A 22,144-nucleotide genomic window follows, 5' to 3' on the forward strand; every position below is an offset into this window, starting at 1 on the left:
TCATCAATGCACCTTCTCCCCATGGAGGGTATAATTCGCCAGCCGGTACAGTCGCGCCGCGAGATCGCGCGCCAGCGCCAGACTGAAGTCCGGAATCGTCTCGAGAAGTTCGAAGAACAAATCCTTCGGCAGACGCAACGCCGTCACGTCGGTTTTGGCCGTGACCGCGCCGACATAAGCCTGCCCCGACAGCAGCGGCACGTCGCCGATCAAGCTACCCGAATGGAGCGAAAGCCGCGCGCGTGTTCCGTCGGCGCCCTCATGCGAAATCTCCAGTGCGCCGTGAAGGATCACATAGACGCCCTCCGGCTTCTCACCCTCTGCGATGATCAGCGTGCCGGCGTCGAAATGCAGCTTCTCCCCCATCAGCGCCACCAGCTTCAGCCGCGGCACCGGCAGGGCCGCGAAGACCGGCAGCTGGCGCAGGCAGGACAGATCCGCTTCGAGTGTCATGGTCGCGCCTCCATCTGCTGGGTACCGCCCCGCTGCTGCGACGAGGCCAGGGCTGCGCGCCCTGCATCCTCCGTGTCACTATCGCTTTCGACAGCACCGGCCGGGCCGTCGAAGACGATCCGCAGCGGGACGCCGTCGATCAGACTAGCATCCTCGACAAGAAGAAACAGGGTCATGCCAGCGCAATGTTCTCGCAGCCTGGCGACGACCTGATCGGGTTCGGACGCCGTCGCCAGGAAGGCGCCGACATCCAGAACCGCGATCTGCGGCGCCTTGATCAGCGCCTGCGCCAGCGGCACGGCAAGCTTCAGCCGCGTCGGCAGGAAACGGCCCCTGATGCCGCAATCGGTGTCGAGGCCGATCCGGTAGAGATCGCCATCGAGCCCCGCACGGGCCAGGGCCTTGCGCACGATTTTCGCGACCTTCCGGCTTGCATCCGCCACGCCATAGCCGATGCGCCCGAACATCAGGTTGTCGCGCAGACTGGCGCCGAGCATGACCCGGCCAGGGTCGTAGAAGTCGACATCCTCGGCGGCATCGGCAGGCAGATGCGTTTTGAAGCTCGCGCGCGCCCGCAAGATGCGCTCGCGCAGACGCTCGTCGAGCAGATTGAGCCGGTGCTTGGGCTCGATATAACCGAGCGCCAGCGCGACCAGATCACGCTCGGCCACGGCTTCGAGCGGCACGCGCATGTCGTGCTTGGTCAGCAGCAGCGCCAGTTCGCCCAGGCGATCGAATTCCAGCCCGGACCCGAACGAGTAGCGCTCGAACAGGGCATGCCCGTGCGGCAGGCCCGAGAAGATTTCGGCGACCGTCGCCGCGATGCGCGATCCGACCTCGACCAGGGGGTCGATCAGGGATTCAGCCTTCAGGATCGCATGGGCATAGGGCTCGAACAGCAGCGTCTCATTGGCGAAGCGCGGCCCCATGCGGGCGCCGAAGATCAGGTTCTCGGCGATCGAGGCGTTGGCGTTGTAGCGTTCGGGATCGAAGGCTGTGATCAACCCCTCGAGCTTGCTGCGCGCAAGCTCCTCCGCCACCGCCGCGCGCGCATCGACGATCTGCGCCTTGGCCTCGACCCGCAAGGACGCCGTGACCTTGCCGTCGAGGCCGAGTTCGTAGACATCCTCCGCGCAGCCGAGAACGTCGAGGACGGCCCGGACACGCTCCGCCAGGGCGGCCTCGTCGGCCACGCCGGCGCCTTCGTAATCGGTCCAGTCCGACTCGAACGGCAAGGGCGTATTGCCCGAACGCACCGCCTCCAGGAAGCGCCGGTGCTGGTCTGACGACATCTTGCCTTCGGGCCGCCAATCGGGCCGGCGCCGCTTCAGGGGCAGCAGGATGTTTTCGCGGATCGTCCCGGCGATGATTTCCGTCTCGGTGCCGGCATAGCCGATCAGGTGGCTCGCCCGCTCGACGGACATGCGCGCCAGAGGCGCGCCGTCGATCAGGACACGGCCGGAATAGCTCATCGCCTGTCGGCCCAGGATGCGACCGAGCACATCGATGGCCCCACCGCGCGGCCCGATCACAGCCACGGTGCCGGGCCTGGGGATCTGCGCCGAAAGCGGCGTCAGCAGGGGTTGCCCCCGGTTGTCCAGCATCTGCACGCTCTCGAGCCTGATCGTGCCTTTCTCCCGCAGGCGCGCGACCCCATTGGCCTCGTCGATCTCGACCGTTTCGTCCCTGTTGAACTGGGCGATCACCTGCTCGTACTTGATGGTGACGTCGTTGCGCTGCTGGTCCCAGTCGATCAGCTCCTTCACCGGCGGCGGCAGGTCGCGATAGGCGGCGATGACGGCGACAAGCTGGCCGATATCCATCCGGCCCTGCAGCGCGAAGAAGCCGCCGATCGCGTAGAAGAAGAACGGCGTGATCTGGGCGAGCAGGTTGTTCAGGAACTTGACCGCGAATTTGCGCTTGAACAGCGCATAGCGGATGTCGAAAAGCCGGCCCAGGCGGCCCGCGATGTCGGACTGCACATAGGTGGTGGCGCCATGGCCCTGGATCGTCGGTCCGGCATCGACGATCTCGCCGATGCGGCCGGCGAGCTGACGCGAGGCGATCTGCCGCTCGCGGCCCAAACGAAGCTGCTCGCGCCGCAGGATCGGGATGATGATCGCCTGGGCCAGCACGATCGAGAGCGCGATCGAACCCAGCCAGACGCTCTGAACCATGATGAAGACGAGCGCGGTGAGGGCCTGCGTCAGCAGGAACACGGGCTGGATGAAGGCATCGCCGACGAAGCCGCCGATCGGCTCGACCTCGTCCTTGATCATGCTGGCGACCTCGGCCGGCTTGACCGCGCGGATGTCCTCCGGGCGGAAGCGCATGAGCAGGCTGAACAGATCATAGCGCATGCGTCTCAGCATGCGCTCGCCGAGAATCCCCTTGCGAACATTGATGACGTATTTGAACGCGCCGTTGATCAGCACGAGAAACAGGAAATAGCCGCTCAAGCCCAGCAGCAGGCCAAACTGGCCGACCTGAAAGCCGTCGAACAGCTTGACACTGGCGCCCCCGAGAAAGGACGGCAGCCCGATCGAAAACTCCAGCAACGTCGCGGTGGTCTTGCCGTCCCTGAACGCCCCGCCCTGGATGGCGTCGTTGACGATGCGCTTGGGCACGTCGAAAGAAGCCCAGTAGAACGGGATCGAGCCGAGAATGATCAGCAGGACGACGATCTGTTCGCTGCGGCTCTTCTCCCAGACATATCGGAAGAGATTGGTCTCCAAGGGAAATCCTCGCCGGCGCCAGCTCTGCGCGCCCGTCTCGCCCGCAGCGACCATATGTGTGCCAGCTTCGCGCAAACCGCAATGAGGCGCGCGGCAGCCGATCGCGGGACAAGGAAAGACCCCGGCGCCGCCAGCCTCGACCCAGGGTCGGTCCCAGGCGCCTGGAATGGCCCGCCCCTTTGACGAACCTTGCTCCCTGGCCGTGTTGCGACGATGTCATCTGCCCCGCTCATGGTCCGACGTACCGATGGCTGTGGTCAAAAGCCATTGGCAAGGTGGCACTTTCCACGTCTAGTGGCCTCGGGGCCATGTCACGGGCCAATGACTTAATTCCGCCGAAAGGGGCCGATGGATATTCTTCGGGTCAGCGATTTGCGCATCGGCTTCACGGTTCACGGGCTCGCTCGCGAAGTCGTGAAGGGTGTCAGCCTGCGCGTCCCGGCCGGCCGCACGGTTGCGCTCGTCGGCGAATCCGGATCCGGCAAATCGGTCATCTCGCAGGCCATCATGGGGTTGCTGCCGCGCGCCGGCGGCGTCACCGGTGGCGAAATCCTGTTTCGCGATCCGCTGGCGCCCGAAACCGCGATCGACATTGCGAGCCTTCCCGCCGAGGGCAAGGAGATCCGCGCGCTGCGGGGCGGGCGCATCGGCATGATCTTCCAGGAGCCGATGTCCTCGCTCTCGCCGGTCCACACCATCGGCAACCAGATCGAGGAAGCGCTGCTGCTGCACCGGCCGATGTCCAAGGCGCAAGCCCGCGGATTGATTGAGACCATGCTCGGCCGTGTCGGCTTCAAGGATCCGGTGCGCGCCTACGGGAACTATTCGTTCGAGCTCTCGGGCGGCCTGCGCCAGCGCGCCATGCTCGCCATGGCGCTGATCTGCCAGCCGGCCCTGCTGATCGCCGACGAGCCGACCACCGCGCTCGATGTCACCATCCAGGCCCAGGTGCTCGATCTGATGCGCGATCTCCAGGCCGAGATGGGCATGGCGATCCTGCTGATCACCCATGATCTCGGCGTCGTCGCCAACATGGCCGACGAGGTCGTGGTGATCTATCACGGCGAGATCATGGAAAGCGGCCCGGTCGAGGACATTTTCCGCCGCCCGCGCCACCCCTATCTCAAGGCCCTGCTCAAGGCCTCGCCGCATTTCGACATGGAAGACGGCGAGCGGCTGGTGGCGCTGCGCGAAGCCAGGCCGCGCCCGCCGGCCGCGCCACGCAGTGTCGCCCCGCCTCAGCCCGGCGTCGAAGCCGCGCCGCTGCTCGCGGTACGTGGCCTGCGCAAGGCCTACACCACCGGCTCGCGCAGCTTCTTCGGCAAGGGTACGCAGCAGACGGTGCTCGCGGTCGATGATGTCGGCTTCGACATCCAGCGCGGCGAATGCCTCGGGCTCGTCGGCGAAAGCGGCTGCGGCAAGACCACCGTCAGCAAGATCATCATGCGCGCCGTCACGCCCGATGCGGGCACGATCCGCTTCGACGATGGCAGCGAACAGGTCGACGTGCTGGGTCTCGAGGGCGAGGCGCTGCGCGCCTTCCGTCCGCGTGTCCAGATGATCTTCCAGGACCCGGTCTCGTCGTTGTCGCCGCGCATGACCGTGATGAACATCCTGCGCGAACCGCTCGTCATCCACGGCAAGGGCAGCGGCAGCGACCAGACGGAGCGGGTGAAGGCTTTGATGGAGGATGTCGGGCTCGATGTCCGCTTCCTCAACCGCTATCCGCATTCCTTCTCCGGCGGCCAGCGCCAGCGCATCGGCATCGCCCGCGCCCTCGCCCTCGACCCCGATCTGATCATCTGCGACGAGCCCGTCTCGGCGCTCGACGTCTCGGTCCAGGCGCAGATCCTCAACCTGCTCAAGGATCTCCAGGCCGAGCGCGGGCTGACCTTCCTGTTCATCTCCCACAATCTTGCCGTGGTGAATTACATGGCCGATCGCATCGCGGTGATGGCCAATGGCAAGATCGTCGAGATAGCGCCGCGCCACGCGCTGTTCTCGAAGCCGATGCACCCCTACACCCGGGCGCTGCTCAAATCGGTGCCCTTCGCCGATCTCGACCGCAAGCTCGACTTCAAGCTCGCAGCGCCGGGCGGCGCCTCCGACGCGACCCATTGGGCACCCGCCTTCAGGCGCGATCCCGATGGGCAGCCGCTGGCCCATCTGCCGCTGGGCGACGGGCATTTCGTTCTCGCCCGCCCGGGCGCCGACATCCGGGAGATGGCATGATCAGGGAGGTTGCGCGATGATCCGGCGACGCTCGTCTCGTCCGACCCGGCGCGATACCCTGCTGCTGGGGTCGGCCGCCCTCGCCTCGCTGGGCCTGCCGCGGCTCGCCCCAGCTGCCACCGCCCGGCCGACCGAATGGATCGACAGCCCCTTCTTCGCCTCGCAGGTTGCCGCGGGAACCCTGCCCGCGATCGCCCAGCGCCTTCCGTCATCGCCGCGCATCGTCGAGGTGTCGGGCGAGGACCGCCGGCCCGGCCGCCATGGCGGCACGATGCGCATGCTGATGGGCGACCAGCGCGACATCCGCATGATGACGCTCTACGGCTACACGCGGCTCGTCGGCTACGATACCAATCTCGACATCGTGCCCGACGTGCTCGAAAGCTACGAGGAACGCGACGGCCGCATCTTCACGCTGCGGCTGCGCCCCGGGCATCGCTGGTCGGACGGCTCGCCCTTTACGGCAGAAGATTTCCGCTACTGGTGGGAGCATGTCGCCAATAATCGGCGGCTGTCGCCGGGCGGGCCGCCCCAGGCCCTACTCGCGGGCGGCGAACCCCCGGTCTTCGAGGTGCTGAGCGAGACCGAGATCCGCTACAGCTGGGCCAAGCCCAACCCGATCTTCCTGCCCTCGCTCGCCGGCGCGCAGCCGACCTATATCTGCATGCCCTCGGGCTATCTGAAGCAGTTCCACATCGACCACGCCGATCCGGTGACGCTGCATTCGCGCGTCAAGCAGGCCCGCGTTCGCGACTGGGGCGCGCTGCATGAGCGGCTCTCGCGGATGTATCGCCCCGAAAATCCCGACCTGCCGACGCTTGATCCCTGGCGCAACATCACGCCGCTGCCGGCGGAACAGTTCACCTTCCAGCGCAATCCCTATTTCCACCGCGTCGATCAGAACGGGCGGCAACTGCCCTATGTCGACGAGACCACGCTGACCGTTGGCACCAGCTCGCTCGTGCCCGCCAAGGCCGCCGCCGGCGAAGCCGATCTCCAGGCGCGCTATCTGCGCTTCGACAACTACACCTTCCTGAAGGACGCCTCGAAGCGGATGAACTTCGACGTCCGGCTGTGGAAGCGGGCCGAGGGCTCGTATTTCGCGCTGATGCCGAACATGAACGCGATCGACCCCGTCTGGCGCGATCTCAACCGCGACCTGCGCTATCGCAAGGCCCTGTCGGTCGCGATCAACCGCAAGGACATCAACCAGGTCATCTTCTTCGGGTTGGCCAAGGAAAGCGGCAACACCGCCTTGCCCGAAAGCCCGCTCCACAACCCCGACTATGCCAGGATGTGGATGCAGTATGATCCAGCTCTCGCCGACAGGCTGCTCGACGAGGCCGGGCTGAGGAAGCGCGACAGCGACGGCGTGCGCCTGCTGCCGGACGGACGCCGGCTCGAATTCACCATCGAGACCGCCGGCGAGAGCACCGAGGAGACCGACATCCTCGACCTGATCAAGCAGGACTTCTACGCCGTCGGCATCAAGATCTATCCACGCTCGACCCAGCGCGACGTCTTCCGCCGCCGCATCGTGGCCGGCCAGACCGTCATGTCGGCCTGGGCGGGCATGGATAACGGCCTGGTCTCGGCGGATATGGAGCCCGAAGCCCTGGCCCCGACCAGTTCGGCCCAGTTCAACTGGCCGCGCTGGGGGCAGTTCCTGGAAACCGGTGGACGCGAGGGCGAGGAGCCTGACGTCGCCGAGGTTCGCGAACTGGTGGCGCTCTACAATGGCTGGCGAACCAGCGAGACCAGGGCTCAACGCCGGCAGATCTGGCAGCGCATGTTGGAGATCAATGCGCAGCAGCTGTTTGCGATCGGTGTCATCAACGGCACGCTGCAGCCGGTGGTGGTCTCGCGCGACCTGAAGAACGTGCCTCAGAAGGGCCTCTACAGCTTCGAACCGGGCGCCTTCTTCGGGCGATACATGCCCGACACTTTTTGGTTCGACACGGCCAAGACGGCCGGTCTCGACAAGCCCAAGAGCTGAACCGTGCTGCTGAAATACATCCTTAAGCGCATCCTGGTGATGATCCCGACGCTGCTGATCACCAGCGCGCTGATCTTCACGGTCATCAACCTTCCCGAGGGCGACTATTTCGAGACGCTGGCCGCCGAGATGCAGGCGCAGGGCGAGAAGGCCGACCTGTCGCGCATCGAATTCCTCAAGAAGGAGTACGGTTTCGACCGGCCCGTGCACGAGCGCTATTTCTGGTGGGTCACCGGATTGCTCCAGGGCGACATGGGCTACTCCTTTGAATATCAGCGCCCGGTGCGGGAGATCGTCGGCGATCGCCTGATGCTGACCATGATCGTCTCCTTCTTCACGATCATCTTCACCTGGGTCGTCGCCTTCCCGATCGGCATCTATTCGGCAACGCATCAGTATAGCTGGGGCGATTACGGCCTGACCTTCGTCGGGCTGATCGGGCTTGCCGTGCCGCATTTCCTGCTGGCGCTCGTCTTCATGTACACAGCCAATGTCTGGTTCGGCACCTCGATCGGCGGGCTCGTCGATCCGCAATATCTCAACCAGCCGATGAGCTGGGCCAAGGCGATGTCCGTGCTGGAGCATCTCTGGATTCCGGTGATCATCATCGGCGCCGGCGGCACGGCCGGCATGATCCGCTCCGTGCGCGCCAACCTGCTCGACGAGCTCCAGAAGCAGTATTACGTTACCGCCCGCGCCAAGGGCCTCCCCCCCGGCAAGGCGCTGCGCAAATACCCGCTGCGCATGTCGCTGAATTTCTTTGTCTCGGACATCGGCGACATCCTGCCCTCGATCGTCTCGGGCGCCGAGATCGTCGCGATCGTGCTCTCGCTGCAGACGACCGGCCCACTCCTGATCCGCGCCTTGCAGAGCCAGGACATGTATCTCGCCGGTTCATTCCTGATGTTTTTGTCCTTCCTGACCGTGATCGGTGTGCTGATCTCCGACATTGCGCTTGCGATTCTCGATCCGCGCATCCGCCTGCAGGGGGCGGCGACCAAGTGAGCGACACCGCACAAATGGGCCGGGCCTCGACCCCAACGCTGCCGCCCGAAGGCGCACCGCTGCCGCATACGGCATCGACCGCACCCTTCGAGCCCAACGCCGTCGAGGTGATGACGCCCGAGCAGGAGCGGGTCTATCTCGCCTCGCAATGGCAGCTGATGTGGTGGAAATTCCGTCGCCACAAGCTGGCGGTGATCTCCGGCGTCGTCATCCTGGTGATCTACGCTTGTGCCGCCTTCGCCGAGTTCCTGGCCCCCTATCACTACACCACGCGCAACACCGATTTCATCCGGGCGCCGCGGCAGGAGGTTCATCTCTTCCATGAAGGGCGCCTGATCGGACCCTTCGTTTACCCTTACGTCCAGCGCCTCAACATGGAGAATCTGAAGCGCGAATACGATGTCGACCGCAGCCGTCCGCAGCCGCTGCGCTTCTTCTGCCAGGGCGACGATTACCTGTTCTGGGGTCTGATCCCCGGCAACCGCCGTCTCGTCTGCGCGCCGGAGGGGGGCACGCTGTTCCTGCTCGGCTCGGACCGGCTCGGCCGCGACATGCTCTCGCGCATTCTCTATGGCGGCCGCATCTCGCTCTCGATCGGCCTGCTCGGCGTCTTCGTCTCCTTCGTGCTCGGCGTCATCATCGGCGGCATTGCCGGCTATTACGGCGGCAAGGTCGATCTCGTCGTCCAGCGCCTGATCGAGATCGTGCAGTCGCTGCCGCATATCCCGCTGTGGCTGGCGCTGGCGGCGATCATGCCGCCCTCCTGGAGCCCGATCCTGGTTTATTTCGGCATCACCGTGATCCTCGGCCTGATGGACTGGACCGGGCTGGCGCGCGCCGTGCGCTCGAAGCTTCTGTCGCTGCGCGAGGAGGATTACGTCGTCGCCGCGCAGCTGATGGGCGCCAAACCCGCCCGCATCATCGGCCTGCATCTGGTGCCGGGCTTCATGAGCCATCTCATCGCCTCGGCGACGATCACGATCCCGAAGACCATCCTCGGCGAAACCGCGCTGAGCTTCCTGGGCCTGGGCCTGCGCCCGCCGATCACCAGCTGGGGCGTGATGCTCAACGAGGCCCAGAACATCAACGTGGTGGCGTTGTATCCCTGGTTGCTCTATCCGGTCGTGCCGGTGATCCTGATCATCCTGGCCTTCAACTTCCTCGGCGACGGCCTGCGCGACGCGGCCGATCCGTATCGCTGAGGGCACGGCGTTTCCTTCGAGCCCGAGCACCGGTGCGCATCGCCTTCCACACGCCGCTCAATGCCTATGGTGACGGCCGCATCTCGGGCGACCGTCGCATGGCGCGCCAGCTCGTCGCCGTACTCACAGGGTTGGGCCATAGCGTCGAGCCGGTGCTGGCGGCGCGCGACTTCATGGCGAGTTCCGATGCTGAAAGGCTCGCCCGCCACCAGCATGAGGCGGCCGCCCGCATCGAGAGCCTGCGGGCGCGCTGGCGCGAAGGCGAGCCTCCGCCCGAGCTCTGGTTTACCTATCACAACTATTACAAGGCCCCCGATCTGCTCGGGCCGGCCGTCACCGCCCATCTGCGCATCCCCTATGTCGTGGCCGAGGCCAGCGATGCCCAGCGGCGCGCCAGCGGCGATTGGGCTGCCCATACCCATATCGTGCGTGCCGGACTGGCAGCCGCCGACCTGCATCTGTATTTCACCGATCGCGACAGGCAGGGTCTCGAACCTTGGCGCAGCGCCCAGACCGCGCTGATGGAATTGCCGCCCTTCATCGCCTTCCAGGACGAGCCTCCCGCACGGGCGAGCCCGGCGCCGGTGCCGCGCCTCGTCACGGTCGCGATGATGCGTGAGGGCACCAAGGAAAACAGCTACCGGGTTCTCGCCCGCCTGCTCGCCGCCCTGACGGATCGAGCCTGGACGCTGACCATCATCGGTGACGGCCGCAAGCGTGGCGATATCGAGCAGGCCTTCGCTGATCTGCCGGAGGGGCGGGTCGCCTGGCGCGGCGCCATTCCGCATGATCGCGTCGTCGCCGAATTGGCGGCCCATGACATCTTCGTCTGGCCCGGCGTCCGCGAGGCCTATGGGCTGGTCTATCTCGAGGCGCAGGCCGTCGGCCTGCCGATCGTGGCCTTCGACAGCGGTGGCGTCTCCGCCACCGTTTGCGACGGGACGACCGCCCTGCTCGCCGCTGAGGGCGACGAACCCGGCTTTGGCCGCGCCCTGCGGCGCCTGCTCGACGACCCTGCACTGCGCATGACGATGGGCAAGGCCGCGCGCAGCTTCGCCCTGACCGAGCGCAACCCCGCGCGGGCGTCCGTCATTCTCGAACGGGCTCTGGCAGTCGCGGCCGCCAACCGCCGGGCACGGGAAGCCGTTGGCCAAAGCGAGCAGACCTCATGACCGGTGCGACGCAGGACAACTGGCATCCGCTGTTCGCCGAACTGGACCGCTGGAGCGCGGCCGGCCGCAGGATCCGGCTCTGGTTGCGCGACGACGACGCGATCGCGCCCAGCCCCTCGCTGGACTGCTTGGCCGCGCTCGGCGAACGCTTTGAGCTTCCCGTCCTGCTCGCCGTCATCCCGATGCTGGCGGAACCCGCCCTCGCGCGCGCCCTCGAGACGATGCCGGCGCTGCTGCCCTGTCAGCATGGCTGCTGGCACCGCAATCTTGCCCCTGATGGCGCCAAGAAGTCCGAGTTTGGGCGGCAGCGTTCGGCCGGCGCGATTTCAGGCGAAATTGGCGAAGCCCGTAGCCGGCTCGACGATCTGTTCGGGCCGGCGCTCCTGCCGGTCTTCGTCCCACCCTGGAACCGGATCGATCCCGCCCGGGCCGCGCTGCTGCCGGCTTTGGGGTTCAGCGGACTTTCCTGCTTTCGCGGCTTTGGCCTTGGGCCGGCAGGCGGCCCCCGTCTCGCCAACACCGATCTCGACATCATGGACTGGGGCGGCGGCCGGGTCGGGCGTTCTCCGGCGGAGTTGATCGCGGAAACGTGCCGGCTGCTGGCTGCCCACCGGGATGACACGGAGGGCGAGGTGACGTTCGGCGTTCTGCTCCATCATCTCGACCATGATGCGACAGCCTGGGCATTCCTGGAAGCCTTCCTTGCCTTAACCCTAGGCCATCCCGCCATCGTGGCGACCGATCCGCGCAAACTCTTTGGGATCGGCATTCCCTCACGGCAAGACGCCGGTTAAATGGACGGAACCCGATCCCATCAAAGACGTTGAGCGCGTATGAAAAAACTGATCGCCGCCTGTCTCGCCACCCTCACCCTCGCCGCCTGCAGCGCGCCCCCCAGGCCGCAACTGGAGGGCATGCCGAGCGCCACACCGGCCAAACGCATCAGCATCGTCGGCAGCGAGGTGGTCCTGCCCGACGGATCGCGCGCACCGATGGATGCGACAGGCGGGTTCCTGCTTCCCAATGGCGAGCGGGTCCTGCGCGATGCACGCGGCGCGCTGGTTCTGCCGAACGGCAACCGTTGCGTGCCAGACGGCGCGGGATACATCTGCCCGTAACGACCGTCGCAGGGCGGGATGATTCTCGCCGCATGACCGGGCTTGGATCGCCTTCGGCGCCACGCTATAAGCGGCCGGCGTATTCTCAGGTGCGTTCGTCCTCGCTCGAGGTCGTGTAATCTATCTGCGGGGGGCGACGCGGATATGCCTTTCAATGTCGTCGATCTTTCGGGCACCGAGCGCGCGCCGCGCAGTCCCCATGCGCCACGCGTCCTGATCTACAGCCACGACACGTTCGGCCTCGGCCATATTCGCCGCTGCCGGGCGATCGCCAATTCGCTCGTCGCCAGCTATCCCCACATCTCGGTGATCATCGTCTCGGGCTCGTCGGTGATTTCGAGCTTTCAGTTCGGGGATGGTGTCGATTACGTCCGCATTCCGGGCATCGAGAAGCAGAGTGACGGCCGCTATGGGCCTCATCATCTCAATCTCGACCTGAACGACACGATCCGGCTGCGCACCGACATCATCAAGCAGGTCGTGCTCTCCTTCGATCCCGATGTCGTCATCGTCGACAAGGAGCCGATCGGCCTGCGCGGCGAACTGGTACCGGCGCTCGACATTCTGCGCCGCCGCGGCGCGCGGATCGTTCTGGGCTTGCGTGACGTTCTCGACGAGCCCGCCAAACTGCTTGAGGAATGGCGCCAGAGCGGGGCTCTCGAGGCGCTCGACCAGATCTATGACGACATCTTCGTCTACGGCCTCGAGGGCATCTACCAGCCGCTGGCCGGCCTGCCTAACCAGCATCTCTTTGCCCACAAGATCCGTTATACCGGTTACCTGAAGCGCGCCGTGCCGAGCCCGATCCCGCCCAACCGCTATCCGCGCATCACCAAGGGGCCCTTTATCCTGGTGACCCCGGGTGGCGGCGGCGATGGCGCCGGCGTCATCGACTGGGTCATTTCCGCCTATGAGGCCGATCCGACCATCGCCTTGCCGGCGCTGATTGTGTTCGGCCCCTTCATGTCGCGTGAGCGCCGGAAGGACTTTGCCGAGCGCATCGCCAAGAACCCCAAGCTGGAAGGGCTGGGCTTCGAGCCACGCCTCGAATTGCTGATGAACCGCGCTCACTGCGTCGTGGCGATGGGCGGCTACAACACCTTCTGCGAGGTGCTGTCCTTCGACAAGCCCGCGCTGATCGTGCCGCGCGTCAAGCCGCGGCTCGAACAGGCGATCCGCGCCGAGCGGGCCGACGAACTCAAGCTGATCGATGTGCTCCACGATCCGTCCGAGAATGGCGACGGCGAGCGCGACCCGTTCGTCATGGCTGCAGCGCTGCATGCGCTGCCGCGACGCCTGCCGCCATCGCAAGCCTTCGTGCCGAGCCTGCTCGACGGTCTGCCTGCCATCAGCCGGGCTCTTGCCGACGACCTGTCCATGCCGATCCGGAGTCGTCTGCTCGCGCAGAACGCGGCTTTGACCAGCTAGCCCGCCCCGCCACGCGCGATGCGGCTCGGCTCATCAAAGCCGCCGATCGGCACAAATACCTCCTGCGGCCTTGCGTCACTGGCCTGCCCCTGCGCTGGCAAAGCGCGCAGCGGCACTTTATGGGATGAGCATGACATTGACCGGTTCACTCGTCCCCGTCGCCGTCGGCGCGGTCGCCGTCGTTCTTTTGCTGGGCCTGGCCAATATGCTGCGCGGCGGCAGCGCGGGGACGTCCCAGAAACTGATGCGCCTGCGGGTGATCCTGCAATTCGTGGCGATCCTGGTGATCCTGTTTGTGATGTGGTGGCGCAGCGCCTGAGCCCTGCGCCATCGGTCTGAACCGGGCGCCGCCGGGCAGACGCGCCCACGCCAGAACAAGTCGTTGATTTCAAACAATAAATCGCAACGACCCCGACGATGAACGGGGCTTTGCCCCAGTGCGGCCATAATCCGGTCACGAGTCTTTGCGATCTGCTAACGCTCATCTTGCCGACAAGAAGAACAGATTGCTCATGGTTCGCGTCGCGTTGCTGCTCCTCGCCGGTCTCCTGACAAGCTGGCCTCCGGCGGCACAGGCGCAGGGTCTCCCGGCCGGAGTCTCAAGCTATGCCCCGGCAAGCGAACCCTCACCAACCCTGTCCTGGGAAGCGCGCGTGGGCACTGCCGTCGCCAATCCAGGCGGCCGCGAGAGCGGCCTTCTCAATTTCAGCGGCGAGATCGCGACACCACGGCCCTTCACCCTGGCCGACCGTTTCGCCAATGCCATCGTCCCACGCTTCCATCTCGGCGCCAGCGCCAATTTCAACGGCACGCGCTATGCCTATGCCGGCGCGACCTGGACGGTGGATCTGAGCAAGACCGTCTTCGTCGAGGCCAGCCTCGGCGCTGCCGTCAACGACGGCAAGACCGGCGCCGTGATACCGCAGGATCGGCTCAATCTCGGCTGCAACACGGGCACGCGCGAGGCTGCCGCGCTTGGCGTGCGCCTCAATGATCGCTGGAGCCTGGTGGCGACGCTCGAGCATTTCAGCACAGCCGGCTGCTCGGACCGCAACCAGCCGCGCGGCCCTGCCAATGTCGGGGCCCGACTCGGTTACACGTTCTGACGCCGACACGGCTGGCACAAAGCAAGCCTGCGCTCACGGGACGCCTTCCGTTCGGCAGGCGCCGCGCTATAAGGCGGTCATGGTCAAGCTCAACAAAATCTACACCCGCACCGGCGACGACGGCACCACCGGCCTCGCGGCAGGGCCTCGGCGCGCGAAATACGATCTGCGCGTCGCCACCTACGGCACCATCGACGAGACCAATGCCTGCATCGGCATCGCGCGGCTGCATGCCGCCATCGAGGACCCCACACTTGACACGATGCTCGGGCTGATCAGCAACGATCTGTTCGATCTCGGCGCCGACCTGTCGACCCCCGATACGGGTGAGCCGCCGGCCTATGAGCCGCTGCGCATCGTCGAGGCTCAGGTGGAGCGGATCGAAGCCGACATTGATCGGCTGAACGCCGATCTCGCGCCGTTGCGCTCCTTCGTGCTGCCGGGCGGGACGCCGGCTGCCACGCATCTGCATCTGGCGCGGACGGTCAGCCGCCGTGCGGAGCGGATGATGACCGAACTGGCCCAGACGCCCGGCGAAATCGTCGGCACGCCGGCGCTGCACTATGTCAACCGCCTCTCCGATTTCCTGTTCGTCGCGTCGCGCTATCTGAATGCCAGGGCTGGGGGCGATGTGCTCTGGGTGCCGGGCCAGAATCGCTAGGTCACGGCGTGTTCATTCCCCTGCATGACGGCGTCCCCTTGCGCTTCCTGCGCAAGCCCTTCGTCACGCACGGGCTGATCGCGCTCTGCGTCGCCGTCTACCTGCTGTTGACCCTGCGCCAGAGCGAAACGGGCCAGATCGCCGTCGCCGCGGGCTTTGGCCTGATTCCGTCGGTGCTGTTTGGCACGGCGCAACTTCCCACCGACTTGTTGCAGCTGCCATCCTGGTTGACCCTTGCGAGCAGCGTCCTCCTGCATCTCGGCTTCGCGCATCTGGCTGGCAACATGCTGTTCCTCTGGGTCTTCGGCGACAATGTCGAGGACGCGATGGGGCATTCGCGTTTCCTCGCGTTTTTCTGTCTGTGCGGGATCGGCGGAAGCCTGACGCATGCCTGGGTGAACCCGGCTTCCGACCAGCCCCTGATCGGCGCCTCCGGCGCCATCTCGGGCGTCATCGCCGCCTATCTGATGCTCTATCCGCGCATCCGGATCTGGGGCCTCGCCTTCAACTGGATTCCGCTGCGCATCACCGCGCTCTATGCGATCGCGGCCTGGATCCTGTTCCAGCTGGCCCAGGCGTTCATCGATCCTCAGGGCCATGTCGGCTGGTGGGCCCATCTCGGCGGGCTTGGCATGGGGGCGGCTCTGACACCTTTGTTCATCCACGGCCGTGTCGCGCTGTTTGGGCGCGTTGTCCGGAGTTGAAGGCGCGGTTTGGCCCCGCGCATGGGCAATTGGCGGCGTTGACAAGCGCAAACGGCCGTCGCTACGGTCCCTTCGCATTCCATCCGGGCGCCGCAATGCCGCGATCCCGCCCTCGGTAGCGCCGCGGCCAAGGGTGTGGCCAAGCGGCGGTTGAGTCAGCCTCTTTTTCTGAACGGTGATGATGACGATGAAGATCCTTGTGCCCGTGAAGCGGGTTGTCGATTACAACGTCAAGATCCGCGTCAAGGCGGACGGTTCGGGCGTCGAGCTCGCCAACGTCAAGATGTCGATGAACCCCTTCGACGAGATCGCCGTCGAAGAGGCCCTGCGTCTCCGCGAAGCCGGCAAGGCGACCGAGGTCGTCGTGGTCTCGATTGGCCCGGCGCAGGCCGCCGAGACGATCCGCACGGGCCTGGCCATGGGCGCCGACCGCGGCATCCTGGTCAAGGTCGAGGGTCAAGTCGAGCCGCTCGCCGTTGCCAAGCTGCTGCAGAAGGTCGTCGAGCAGGAAAGCCCGCAGCTCGTCATCCTCGGCAAGCAGGCGATCGACGATGATTCCAACCAGACCGGCCAGATGTTGGCCGCGCTTTTGGGCTGGCCTCAGGGCACCTTCGCCTCGAAGGTCGTGGCCGGCGACGGCGAGATCGACGTCACCCGCGAGGTCGATGGCGGCCTGCAGACGGTCGGCCTGAAGCTGCCCGCAATCGTCACCACCGATCTTCGCCTGAACGAGCCGCGCTATGCCTCGCTGCCCAACATCATGAAGGCCAAGAAGAAGCCGCTCGACGAGACCTCGGCCGACGCGCTCGGCGTCGATGTCGCGCCGCGCCTCAAGGTGCTCAAGACCGTCGAGCCCGCAGGGCGCTCGGCCGGCATCAAGGTCGGCTCCGCCGCAGAGTTGGTGTCCAAGCTCAAGAACGAAGCCGGAGTTCTCTGAATCATGACGACGCTGCTTCTCGCCAAGCACGACAATGCCAGCCTCAACGAGGCCACCCGCAAGGCCCTGACCGCCGCAACCCAGCTCGGCGCGCCCGTGCATGTCCTCGTCGCCGGTCACAACGCCAAGGCGGTGGCCGATGCCGCCGCCAAACTCGACGGCGTCGAGAAGGTTCTGCTCGCCGATGATGCGGCCTATGAGCATCGCCTGGCCGAGCCACTGGCCGCGCTGATCGTCTCGCTGGCCGGCGCCTATGACGCGATCGTGGCGCCCGGCACCACCACCGGCAAGAACGTGATGCCGCGTGTCGCCGCCCTGCTCGACGTGATGCAGGTCTCCGAGATCACCAAGGTCGTCTCGCCCGATACCTTCGAGCGGCCGATCTATGCCGGCAACGCCATCCAGACCGTTCAGGCGACCGACGCCAAGAAGGTCATCACCGTGCGCGGCGCCTCGTTCCAGGCGACAGCCGACGGCAGCGCCACCGCCCCTGTCGAAGCGGTCGCAACCGCCGGCCATGACGGCCTGTCGAGCTTCAAGGGCGAGGAGGTCGCCAAATCAGATCGTCCGGAGCTCGCCTCGGCCAAGATCATCATCTCCGGTGGCCGCGCGCTCGCCTCGTCGGAAAACTTCACCAAGGTCATTGAGCCCGTGGCCGACAAGCTCGGGGCCGCGATGGGCGCCTCGCGCGCCGCCGTCGATGCCGGTTACGCCCCCAATGACTGGCAGGTCGGTCAGACCGGCAAGGTCGTGGCGCCGGACCTTTACATCGCGGTCGGTATCTCCGGCGCGATCCAGCATCTTGCCGGCATGAAGGATAGCAAGGTCATCGTCGCGATCAACAAGGACGAAGAGGCGCCGATCTTCCAGGTCGCCGATTACGGCCTCGTCGGCGATCTCTTCACCATCCTGCCCGAACTCGACGCCGAACTCGCCAAGATCGGCAAGTAAAGCTTGGTGCGCTCCCCGCGTCCCGCTGATATATGAAGGGGCTGCCGTTCGCGGCAGCCCGTATCCGCTTCCGAGAATGGGGGCGGTGACACCGGAGATGGAACAGACCATGTCGGCTCAGGCGATCAGGACGATCGGCATTATCGGCGCGGGCCAGATGGGCAATGGCATCGCCCATGTGGCGGCGGTGGCCGGCTTCGAGGTCCGGCTGCATGACCTCGCCGAGGAGCGAATCAAGGCGGCTCTGGCGACGATCGACGGCAACATGGCCCGCCAGGTTGCCAAGGGCGCGATCGGCGACGAGATCCGTCGCGATGCCATGGCCAAGATCGTCGCGGCCCCGGGGCTGGAGGGCCTCGCCGATTGCGACCTCGTCATCGAAGCGGCGACCGAGAGCGAGGAAACCAAGCGCAAGATCTTCACCGCCGTCTGCCAGCACATCAAGCCCGAGACGATGCTGGCCTCGAACACCTCCTCGATCTCGATCACCCGGCTGGCCGCGGCCACCGACCGGCCCGAGCGCTTCATCGGCATCCATTTCATGAACCCCGTGCCGCTGATGCAGCTCGTCGAGCTGATCCGCGGCATCGCCACCGACGACCAGACCTTCGAGCTCGCCAAGGAGTTCGTCGGCAAGCTGCACAAGACCGTCTCGGTCTCGGAGGATTTTCCGGCCTTCATCGTCAACCGCATCCTGCTGCCGATGATCAACGAGGCGGTCTACACGCTCTATGAGGGCGTCGGCTCGGTCGAGGCGATCGACACCGCGATGAAGCTCGGCGCCAACCACCCCATGGGCCCGCTCCAGCTTGCCGACTTCATCGGGCTGGATACCTGCCTTTCGGTGATGCAGGTGCTGCATGACGGCCTGGCCGACTCCAAATACCGCCCCTGCCCGCTGCTGGTGAAATATGTCGAGGCCGGCTGGCTCGGCCGCAAGACAAAGCGCGGCTTCTACGATTATCGCGGCGAAAAGCCGGTCCCGACGCGCTGAATTCGGAGCAGGTTCTCCTTCTCGCAGAACGCGCCGTCATCCCGGGCGAAGCGAAGCGGAGACCCGGGATCCATTCCTGAACCTCTCCGAGCTGCGTTCCGGAATGGATCCCGGATCGGCGCGGCTGCGCCGCTTTTCCGGGATGACAGCGTGGTTTGTCGTCGCGCGGCGTTGGCCGCGCCATATCCCGACGGCTCAATCGCCGCACCCCTTCACATTCCTGTCGTCCCGCGCTTACATTGATGGTGCGCGGGTTGAGTCCCGCTCGATGAAGCGGAGGTGCGGCGGGTTTGACGGCGCATGTGATGCATCCGATGGCCTCCCCGGACAGTTGTCCGGCGCTGGTCCTTAATGCCGATTTTCGGCCCCTGAGCTATTATCCCCTCTCCTTGTGGAGTTGGCAGGATGCGATCAAGGCGGTCTTCATGGACCGCGTGAACATCGTCTCCGAATACGACACGGTTGTCCGCAGTCCGAGCTTTGACATGCGGCTGCCCTCGGTGGTTTCGCTGAAGACCTATATCAAGCCTTCGCGCACGCCGGCCTTCACCCGCTTCAACGTCTTCCTGCGCGACCGCTTCTCCTGCCAGTATTGCGGCACGCGCGACGATCTGACCTTCGACCATGTCATCCCGCGCTCGAAGGGCGGCCTGACGACCTGGGAGAACGTCGTCGCGGCCTGCTCGCCCTGCAATCTGCGCAAGGGCGACAAGATGCCGGCGACCGTCGAGATGTTCCCGATGCAGAAGGCCTACGCGCCGACGGTCAACGACCTGCACCGCAACGGCAAGCTTTTCCCGCCGAACTATCTGCATGAGAGCTGGCTGGACTATCTCTACTGGGATTCCGAACTGGAGCCGTGAGGCTTCGCGATCAATGCGTGCGCGGCCGCCGGCCGAGACCCAGCAGCGCCAGGCCCAGCAGCGCCAGAGACGCCAGCGCGTTCCAGCCGGCGAGCGACAATCCCAGCAGGCGCCACGCCGCTTCCGAACAGGCGACGACGCGCGTGGTCTGAAGCTGCTTCATGAAGTCCTGCACGCCCGCCGCCACCGGTGCAGCCGCGCCGCCGCAATCATTGGGTCCGGCAAACCAGCCCCATTCGACACCTGAATGGTAGACGCCGAGCCCGGTGCTCCAGGCCATCAGCAGGGCGAGCCCGAGCAGCACGAGCGTCTGCAGCAGCGCCGACCGCGCCAGAAAGAAACCGGCCGCCGCCAGCCCGATCGCGGCATAATGCGGCAGGCGCTGCTCGAGGCAGAGCTTGCAGGGCCGCAATCCCCAGACGAGCTCGAAGAACCAGGCCCCGGCGATCAGCGCCAGACAGCAAAGCCCCACAAGAAGGATCAGGCGCGACCGCGGGTCTGACAGAGTTGGCACGATTGTGGGGGAGACTGTCATCAAGGGGTGCTCGCGGGGGACGACCGGCGCGAGGCTGCAACCGGCTTGCGGCCGAAATACAGCATGATTGACGTTGCTGCAGCACCCATACTCGGTTTGTGAGACGAAGCGCCGAAATGGCCCGCTCGATCGCCCTGCCCCTCGCGCGGAGACAGCGCTCGCGACAGACAACAGATTGACCCGCCGCAGTCGATCGCTATAGTCCGGCCCGCCCGTAAGGGGCCCCTGTGGCGGAATTGGTAGACGCGCTCGACTCAAAATCGAGTTCCGCAAGGAGTGCTGGTTCGATTCCGGCCAGGGGCACCATCCTTCTCGCTCAGGCGATGCGACCGATCAGGCCGCCTCTCAGCCCCAGCCTTCGCCGTCTTCATCCTCGTCGTGACGGGCTTCCCATTTCTCGATCGCGTCGACGAGACCGAACAATTCGGCTTCCTCCGGCGAACCGGGAGCCGGCGTTCCCAGTTCCGCGACGCGTTCGACGGCGCGCTGGTAATCGTCCGGACAGCGGACAATCGCCTTCTTGACCTCGATCATCCGCCGTCCTCCTGCTCCAGCGCGGGATGGTTGCGTGTTTCGTAGGCGAGCATCGCAGCGCTGATCGCGAGAAATTCATCCTCGTCGGGCCCATCGACGGGATTGTCGCCGAGAGCGCCCAATCGGGTGATCGCGGCGTCGTAATCGTCGCTGGTCTCGATGGTCATGATGTTGGGCTCGGCTGCGTTTGTCACGGGACCCCAACGGATGACGCCAGAATTCGTTCCGCGCGGGCGATCTCGCAGCCTGTGTCGCCGGCCTGGTCAGCGCATCAGCCCTGCCGCCTTCAGCGCATCCTCGATGATCTTGCCCGGACCTGACGCGGCCGCCTTCCCCGGTTTCAGCCGTTTCGGCAGAAGATCGAGCAGCGAACTCGGCGTCGGGGCCTTCGCCGCGGCTGCGGGCCTGCGTGGCTCGGCAGCGGTGACCTCGACCGGCTCGGCGATCTGCCAGAATGCCGCGATGTGGCGCGTTGAGGAGATGCCCGCGTCGAGCATGAAGGCTCCCGAAACGCCGATGCCGTCGGCGCCGTCGAGCGGTGTGCCATGGCCGGCCCGTTCGATCGCGAAGGCCTCGACCTTGGCAACGCCCTTGCGGTCGCGCCAGATGCGCCGGTCATGGCCGCTCACCTGGAGCGTCTCCGACGGCGCGGCATCCAACCCGTGAACCCCGAGCCATTGCGAGACGATCGCCTCGCCATTGGTGGGGACGACAGTGTGGTCCTGCAGACCGTGCCAGACGGAGATCGTCGGCCATTCTCCCCGATGGGACGAGGCGCCCTTGACCGCGCCAACCAGTGCCGCTTCGGACGGCAGCCCCTGCCCGCGCATGCGCTGCAGCGCTTCGGGCACGGTCGCGGCGCAGCCGAAGGGCAGCCCCGCCAGGATCGCCCCGCTCGCGAAAACCTCCGGGTAGCTCGCCAGCATGGCCACCGCCATCGCGCCGCCGGCCGACAATCCGGTGATGAAGACCCGCCGCCGATCGAGCGCATGGGCATCGACAAGGGCCGCGATCATCTGCGCGATCGAGGCGGCCTCGCCGCCATCGCGGCCGATATCGTTGGGCAGAAACCAGTTGAAGCAGAGATTGGGATTGTTTTCCCGCTGCTGTTCGGGAAACAGAAGCGCAAAGCCATGCCGGTCGGCGAGCTGCGACCAGCCGGAACCATGGTCGTAATCGGCCGCGCTCTGCGTGCAGCCATGCAGCACGACGACCAGCGGCGCGTTTCGCGGCAGCACATCGGGCAGATAGGCATGCGCCCTGAGCGCGCCGGGGTTCGATCCGAAAGATGTGACTTCGGACAGGCGGGAGGGGGCGGAAGCAGCCCGTCCCATGCCGCGCGTGGCGGCCAGGCGGGCGATCGTCTCGGACAAACTGGGCATGATGCGCTCCTGCGCTGGCCAGCCCATGATGGCACCGACACATCCCTTGAACGTTGTCATAACCGATTTTGTTGCGATGCAACATCATGCCGAGCGCAATATGTCGCCGGTGCCTGATCAGACGCGAAGGCATTGC

22 protein-coding genes and 1 tRNA gene are annotated in these 22,144 nt (G+C 65.8%); 17 read left to right on the forward strand and 6 right to left on the reverse strand.

Annotation, left to right across the window (positions count from 1 at the left end):
* Nucleotides 1-3: 3 nt before the first annotated feature.
* Both IP69_RS07055 and IP69_RS07060 read right to left on the reverse strand, forming a co-directional pair.
* The gene (locus tag IP69_RS07055) at nucleotides 4-453 is read right to left on the reverse strand and encodes a Crp/Fnr family transcriptional regulator (RefSeq protein WP_054142113.1); all 450 of its coding nucleotides are present in this window, start codon (nucleotides 451-453) and stop codon (nucleotides 4-6) included.
* Nucleotides 450-3,188, reverse strand: a complete 2,739-nt coding sequence (locus IP69_RS07060) for an ABC transporter ATP-binding protein/permease (protein WP_197279726.1) — start codon at nucleotides 3,186-3,188, stop codon at nucleotides 450-452. The genes IP69_RS07055 and IP69_RS07060 overlap by 4 nt, the downstream gene beginning before the upstream one ends.
* 348 nt (nucleotides 3,189-3,536) lie before the next feature.
* Between IP69_RS07060 and IP69_RS07065 the strand changes: the two genes are divergently transcribed.
* The 16 genes from IP69_RS07065 to IP69_RS07140 all read left to right on the forward strand — a co-directional run bounded on the left by IP69_RS07065 (nucleotide 3,537) and on the right by IP69_RS07140 (nucleotide 19,557).
* On the forward strand, nucleotides 3,537-5,420 hold the full coding sequence (locus IP69_RS07065) for an ABC transporter ATP-binding protein (RefSeq protein ID WP_054142115.1): 1,884 nt from the start codon (nucleotides 3,537-3,539) through the stop codon (nucleotides 5,418-5,420).
* A gap of 16 nt (nucleotides 5,421-5,436) precedes the next feature.
* Nucleotides 5,437-7,416 carry an ABC transporter substrate-binding protein gene (locus IP69_RS07070; RefSeq protein ID WP_082359080.1) on the forward strand — a complete coding sequence of 660 codons (1,980 nt, stop codon included), beginning with the start codon at nucleotides 5,437-5,439 and terminating at the stop codon, nucleotides 7,414-7,416.
* Nucleotides 7,417-7,422: 6 nt separating this feature from the next.
* Nucleotides 7,423-8,421, forward strand: a complete 999-nt coding sequence (locus IP69_RS07075) for an ABC transporter permease (protein ID WP_054142268.1) — start codon at nucleotides 7,423-7,425, stop codon at nucleotides 8,419-8,421.
* Between the two features lie 14 nt (nucleotides 8,422-8,435).
* The gene (locus tag IP69_RS07080) at nucleotides 8,436-9,623 is read left to right on the forward strand and encodes an ABC transporter permease (RefSeq protein WP_054142116.1); all 1,188 of its coding nucleotides are present in this window, start codon (nucleotides 8,436-8,438) and stop codon (nucleotides 9,621-9,623) included.
* Between the two features lie 32 nt (nucleotides 9,624-9,655).
* Nucleotides 9,656-10,795: a glycosyltransferase family 4 protein gene (locus IP69_RS22485; protein WP_054142117.1), complete on the forward strand. Its 1,140-nt coding sequence runs from the start codon at nucleotides 9,656-9,658 to the stop codon at nucleotides 10,793-10,795.
* Nucleotides 10,792-11,589 (forward strand): polysaccharide deacetylase family protein, encoded by a 798-nt coding sequence (locus IP69_RS07090; protein ID WP_054142118.1) that lies wholly within the window; start codon nucleotides 10,792-10,794, stop codon nucleotides 11,587-11,589. The genes IP69_RS22485 and IP69_RS07090 overlap by 4 nt, the downstream gene beginning before the upstream one ends.
* Before the next feature lie 39 nt (nucleotides 11,590-11,628).
* Nucleotides 11,629-11,913: a hypothetical protein gene (locus tag IP69_RS07095; protein ID WP_054142119.1), complete on the forward strand. Its 285-nt coding sequence runs from the start codon at nucleotides 11,629-11,631 to the stop codon at nucleotides 11,911-11,913.
* A 144-nt stretch (nucleotides 11,914-12,057) separates the two neighbouring features.
* Nucleotides 12,058-13,341: a glycosyltransferase gene (locus IP69_RS07100; RefSeq protein ID WP_054142120.1), complete on the forward strand. Its 1,284-nt coding sequence runs from the start codon at nucleotides 12,058-12,060 to the stop codon at nucleotides 13,339-13,341.
* Nucleotides 13,342-13,465: 124 nt separating this feature from the next.
* A complete protein-coding gene (locus IP69_RS07105) occupies nucleotides 13,466-13,660 on the forward strand; it encodes a twin transmembrane helix small protein (protein ID WP_054142121.1) in 195 nt (64 codons plus the stop codon).
* Nucleotides 13,661-13,994: 334 nt separating this feature from the next.
* Nucleotides 13,995-14,447, forward strand: a complete 453-nt coding sequence (locus tag IP69_RS07110) for an acyloxyacyl hydrolase (protein WP_197279728.1) — start codon at nucleotides 13,995-13,997, stop codon at nucleotides 14,445-14,447.
* Nucleotides 14,448-14,526: 79 nt separating this feature from the next.
* Entirely contained in the window at nucleotides 14,527-15,108 is a 582-nt protein-coding gene (locus IP69_RS07115; protein WP_054142123.1) for a cob(I)yrinic acid a,c-diamide adenosyltransferase, read from the forward strand.
* An 8-nt stretch (nucleotides 15,109-15,116) separates the two neighbouring features.
* Nucleotides 15,117-15,812: a rhomboid family intramembrane serine protease gene (locus tag IP69_RS07120; protein ID WP_054142124.1), complete on the forward strand. Its 696-nt coding sequence runs from the start codon at nucleotides 15,117-15,119 to the stop codon at nucleotides 15,810-15,812.
* 187 nt (nucleotides 15,813-15,999) lie between these two features.
* Nucleotides 16,000-16,749, forward strand: coding sequence for an electron transfer flavoprotein subunit beta/FixA family protein (locus IP69_RS07125; RefSeq protein ID WP_054142269.1), 750 nt, complete (start codon nucleotides 16,000-16,002; stop codon nucleotides 16,747-16,749).
* Nucleotides 16,750-16,752: 3 nt separating this feature from the next.
* Nucleotides 16,753-17,700, forward strand: a complete 948-nt coding sequence (locus tag IP69_RS07130) for an FAD-binding protein (RefSeq protein ID WP_054142125.1) — start codon at nucleotides 16,753-16,755, stop codon at nucleotides 17,698-17,700.
* A gap of 97 nt (nucleotides 17,701-17,797) precedes the next feature.
* Nucleotides 17,798-18,694, forward strand: coding sequence for a 3-hydroxybutyryl-CoA dehydrogenase (locus IP69_RS07135; protein ID WP_082359083.1), 897 nt, complete (start codon nucleotides 17,798-17,800; stop codon nucleotides 18,692-18,694).
* A gap of 305 nt (nucleotides 18,695-18,999) precedes the next feature.
* Nucleotides 19,000-19,557, forward strand: coding sequence for an HNH endonuclease (locus IP69_RS07140; RefSeq protein ID WP_054142271.1), 558 nt, complete (start codon nucleotides 19,000-19,002; stop codon nucleotides 19,555-19,557).
* A gap of 10 nt (nucleotides 19,558-19,567) precedes the next feature.
* Here the strand turns inward: IP69_RS07140 and IP69_RS07145 are convergent, their stop codons facing one another.
* Nucleotides 19,568-20,092: a disulfide bond formation protein B gene (locus IP69_RS07145; protein WP_054142126.1), complete on the reverse strand. Its 525-nt coding sequence runs from the start codon at nucleotides 20,090-20,092 to the stop codon at nucleotides 19,568-19,570.
* 221 nt (nucleotides 20,093-20,313) lie between these two features.
* Between IP69_RS07145 and IP69_RS07150 the strand changes: the two genes are divergently transcribed.
* Nucleotides 20,314-20,398: transfer RNA gene (locus IP69_RS07150), tRNA-Leu, on the forward strand.
* A 39-nt stretch (nucleotides 20,399-20,437) separates the two neighbouring features.
* Here the strand turns inward: IP69_RS07150 and IP69_RS07155 are convergent.
* The 3 genes from IP69_RS07155 to IP69_RS07160 form a co-directional block, all read right to left on the reverse strand.
* Nucleotides 20,438-20,626, reverse strand: a complete 189-nt coding sequence (locus IP69_RS07155) for a hypothetical protein (RefSeq protein ID WP_054142127.1) — start codon at nucleotides 20,624-20,626, stop codon at nucleotides 20,438-20,440.
* Complete coding sequence (locus IP69_RS21780; protein ID WP_156323334.1) at nucleotides 20,623-20,793, reverse strand: hypothetical protein; 171 nt, start codon at nucleotides 20,791-20,793, stop codon at nucleotides 20,623-20,625. The genes IP69_RS07155 and IP69_RS21780 overlap by 4 nt, the downstream gene beginning before the upstream one ends.
* A gap of 96 nt (nucleotides 20,794-20,889) precedes the next feature.
* Nucleotides 20,890-22,008 (reverse strand): PHB depolymerase family esterase, encoded by a 1,119-nt coding sequence (locus IP69_RS07160; protein ID WP_054142272.1) that lies wholly within the window; start codon nucleotides 22,006-22,008, stop codon nucleotides 20,890-20,892.
* Nucleotides 22,009-22,144: the final 136 nt, after the last annotated feature.

This window comes from Allobosea sp. AAP35, assembly GCF_001295925.1.
Taxonomy (GTDB): domain Bacteria; phylum Pseudomonadota; class Alphaproteobacteria; order Rhizobiales; family Beijerinckiaceae; genus Allobosea.

Excerpts from the sequence above, each read along its gene's own strand:
- IP69_RS07065 (WP_054142115.1), top strand. The coding sequence starts at position 3,537 with ATGGATATTCTTCGGGTCAGCGATTTGCGCATCGGCTTCACGGTTCAC.
- IP69_RS07080 (WP_054142116.1), top strand. The coding sequence starts at position 8,436 with ATGGGCCGGGCCTCGACCCCAACGCTGCCGCCCGAAGGCGCACCGCTG.
- IP69_RS07115 (WP_054142123.1), top strand. The coding sequence starts at position 14,527 with ATGGTCAAGCTCAACAAAATCTACACCCGCACCGGCGACGACGGCACC.
- IP69_RS07095 (WP_054142119.1), top strand. The coding sequence starts at position 11,629 with ATGAAAAAACTGATCGCCGCCTGTCTCGCCACCCTCACCCTCGCCGCC.
- IP69_RS07090 (WP_054142118.1), top strand. The coding sequence starts at position 10,792 with ATGACCGGTGCGACGCAGGACAACTGGCATCCGCTGTTCGCCGAACTG.
- IP69_RS07145 (WP_054142126.1), bottom strand. The coding sequence starts at position 20,092 with ATGACAGTCTCCCCCACAATCGTGCCAACTCTGTCAGACCCGCGGTCG.
- IP69_RS07105 (WP_054142121.1), top strand. The coding sequence starts at position 13,466 with ATGAGCATGACATTGACCGGTTCACTCGTCCCCGTCGCCGTCGGCGCG.
- IP69_RS07155 (WP_054142127.1), bottom strand. The coding sequence starts at position 20,626 with ATGATCGAGGTCAAGAAGGCGATTGTCCGCTGTCCGGACGATTACCAG.
- IP69_RS21780 (WP_156323334.1), bottom strand. The coding sequence starts at position 20,793 with ATGACCATCGAGACCAGCGACGATTACGACGCCGCGATCACCCGATTG.
- IP69_RS07125 (WP_054142269.1), top strand. The coding sequence starts at position 16,000 with ATGAAGATCCTTGTGCCCGTGAAGCGGGTTGTCGATTACAACGTCAAG.
- IP69_RS07055 (WP_054142113.1), bottom strand. The coding sequence starts at position 453 with ATGACACTCGAAGCGGATCTGTCCTGCCTGCGCCAGCTGCCGGTCTTC.
- IP69_RS07135 (WP_082359083.1), top strand. The coding sequence starts at position 17,798 with ATGGAACAGACCATGTCGGCTCAGGCGATCAGGACGATCGGCATTATC.
- IP69_RS07100 (WP_054142120.1), top strand. The coding sequence starts at position 12,058 with ATGCCTTTCAATGTCGTCGATCTTTCGGGCACCGAGCGCGCGCCGCGC.
- IP69_RS07070 (WP_082359080.1), top strand. The coding sequence starts at position 5,437 with ATGATCCGGCGACGCTCGTCTCGTCCGACCCGGCGCGATACCCTGCTG.
- IP69_RS07140 (WP_054142271.1), top strand. The coding sequence starts at position 19,000 with ATGCATCCGATGGCCTCCCCGGACAGTTGTCCGGCGCTGGTCCTTAAT.
- IP69_RS07160 (WP_054142272.1), bottom strand. The coding sequence starts at position 22,008 with ATGCCCAGTTTGTCCGAGACGATCGCCCGCCTGGCCGCCACGCGCGGC.
- IP69_RS07130 (WP_054142125.1), top strand. The coding sequence starts at position 16,753 with ATGACGACGCTGCTTCTCGCCAAGCACGACAATGCCAGCCTCAACGAG.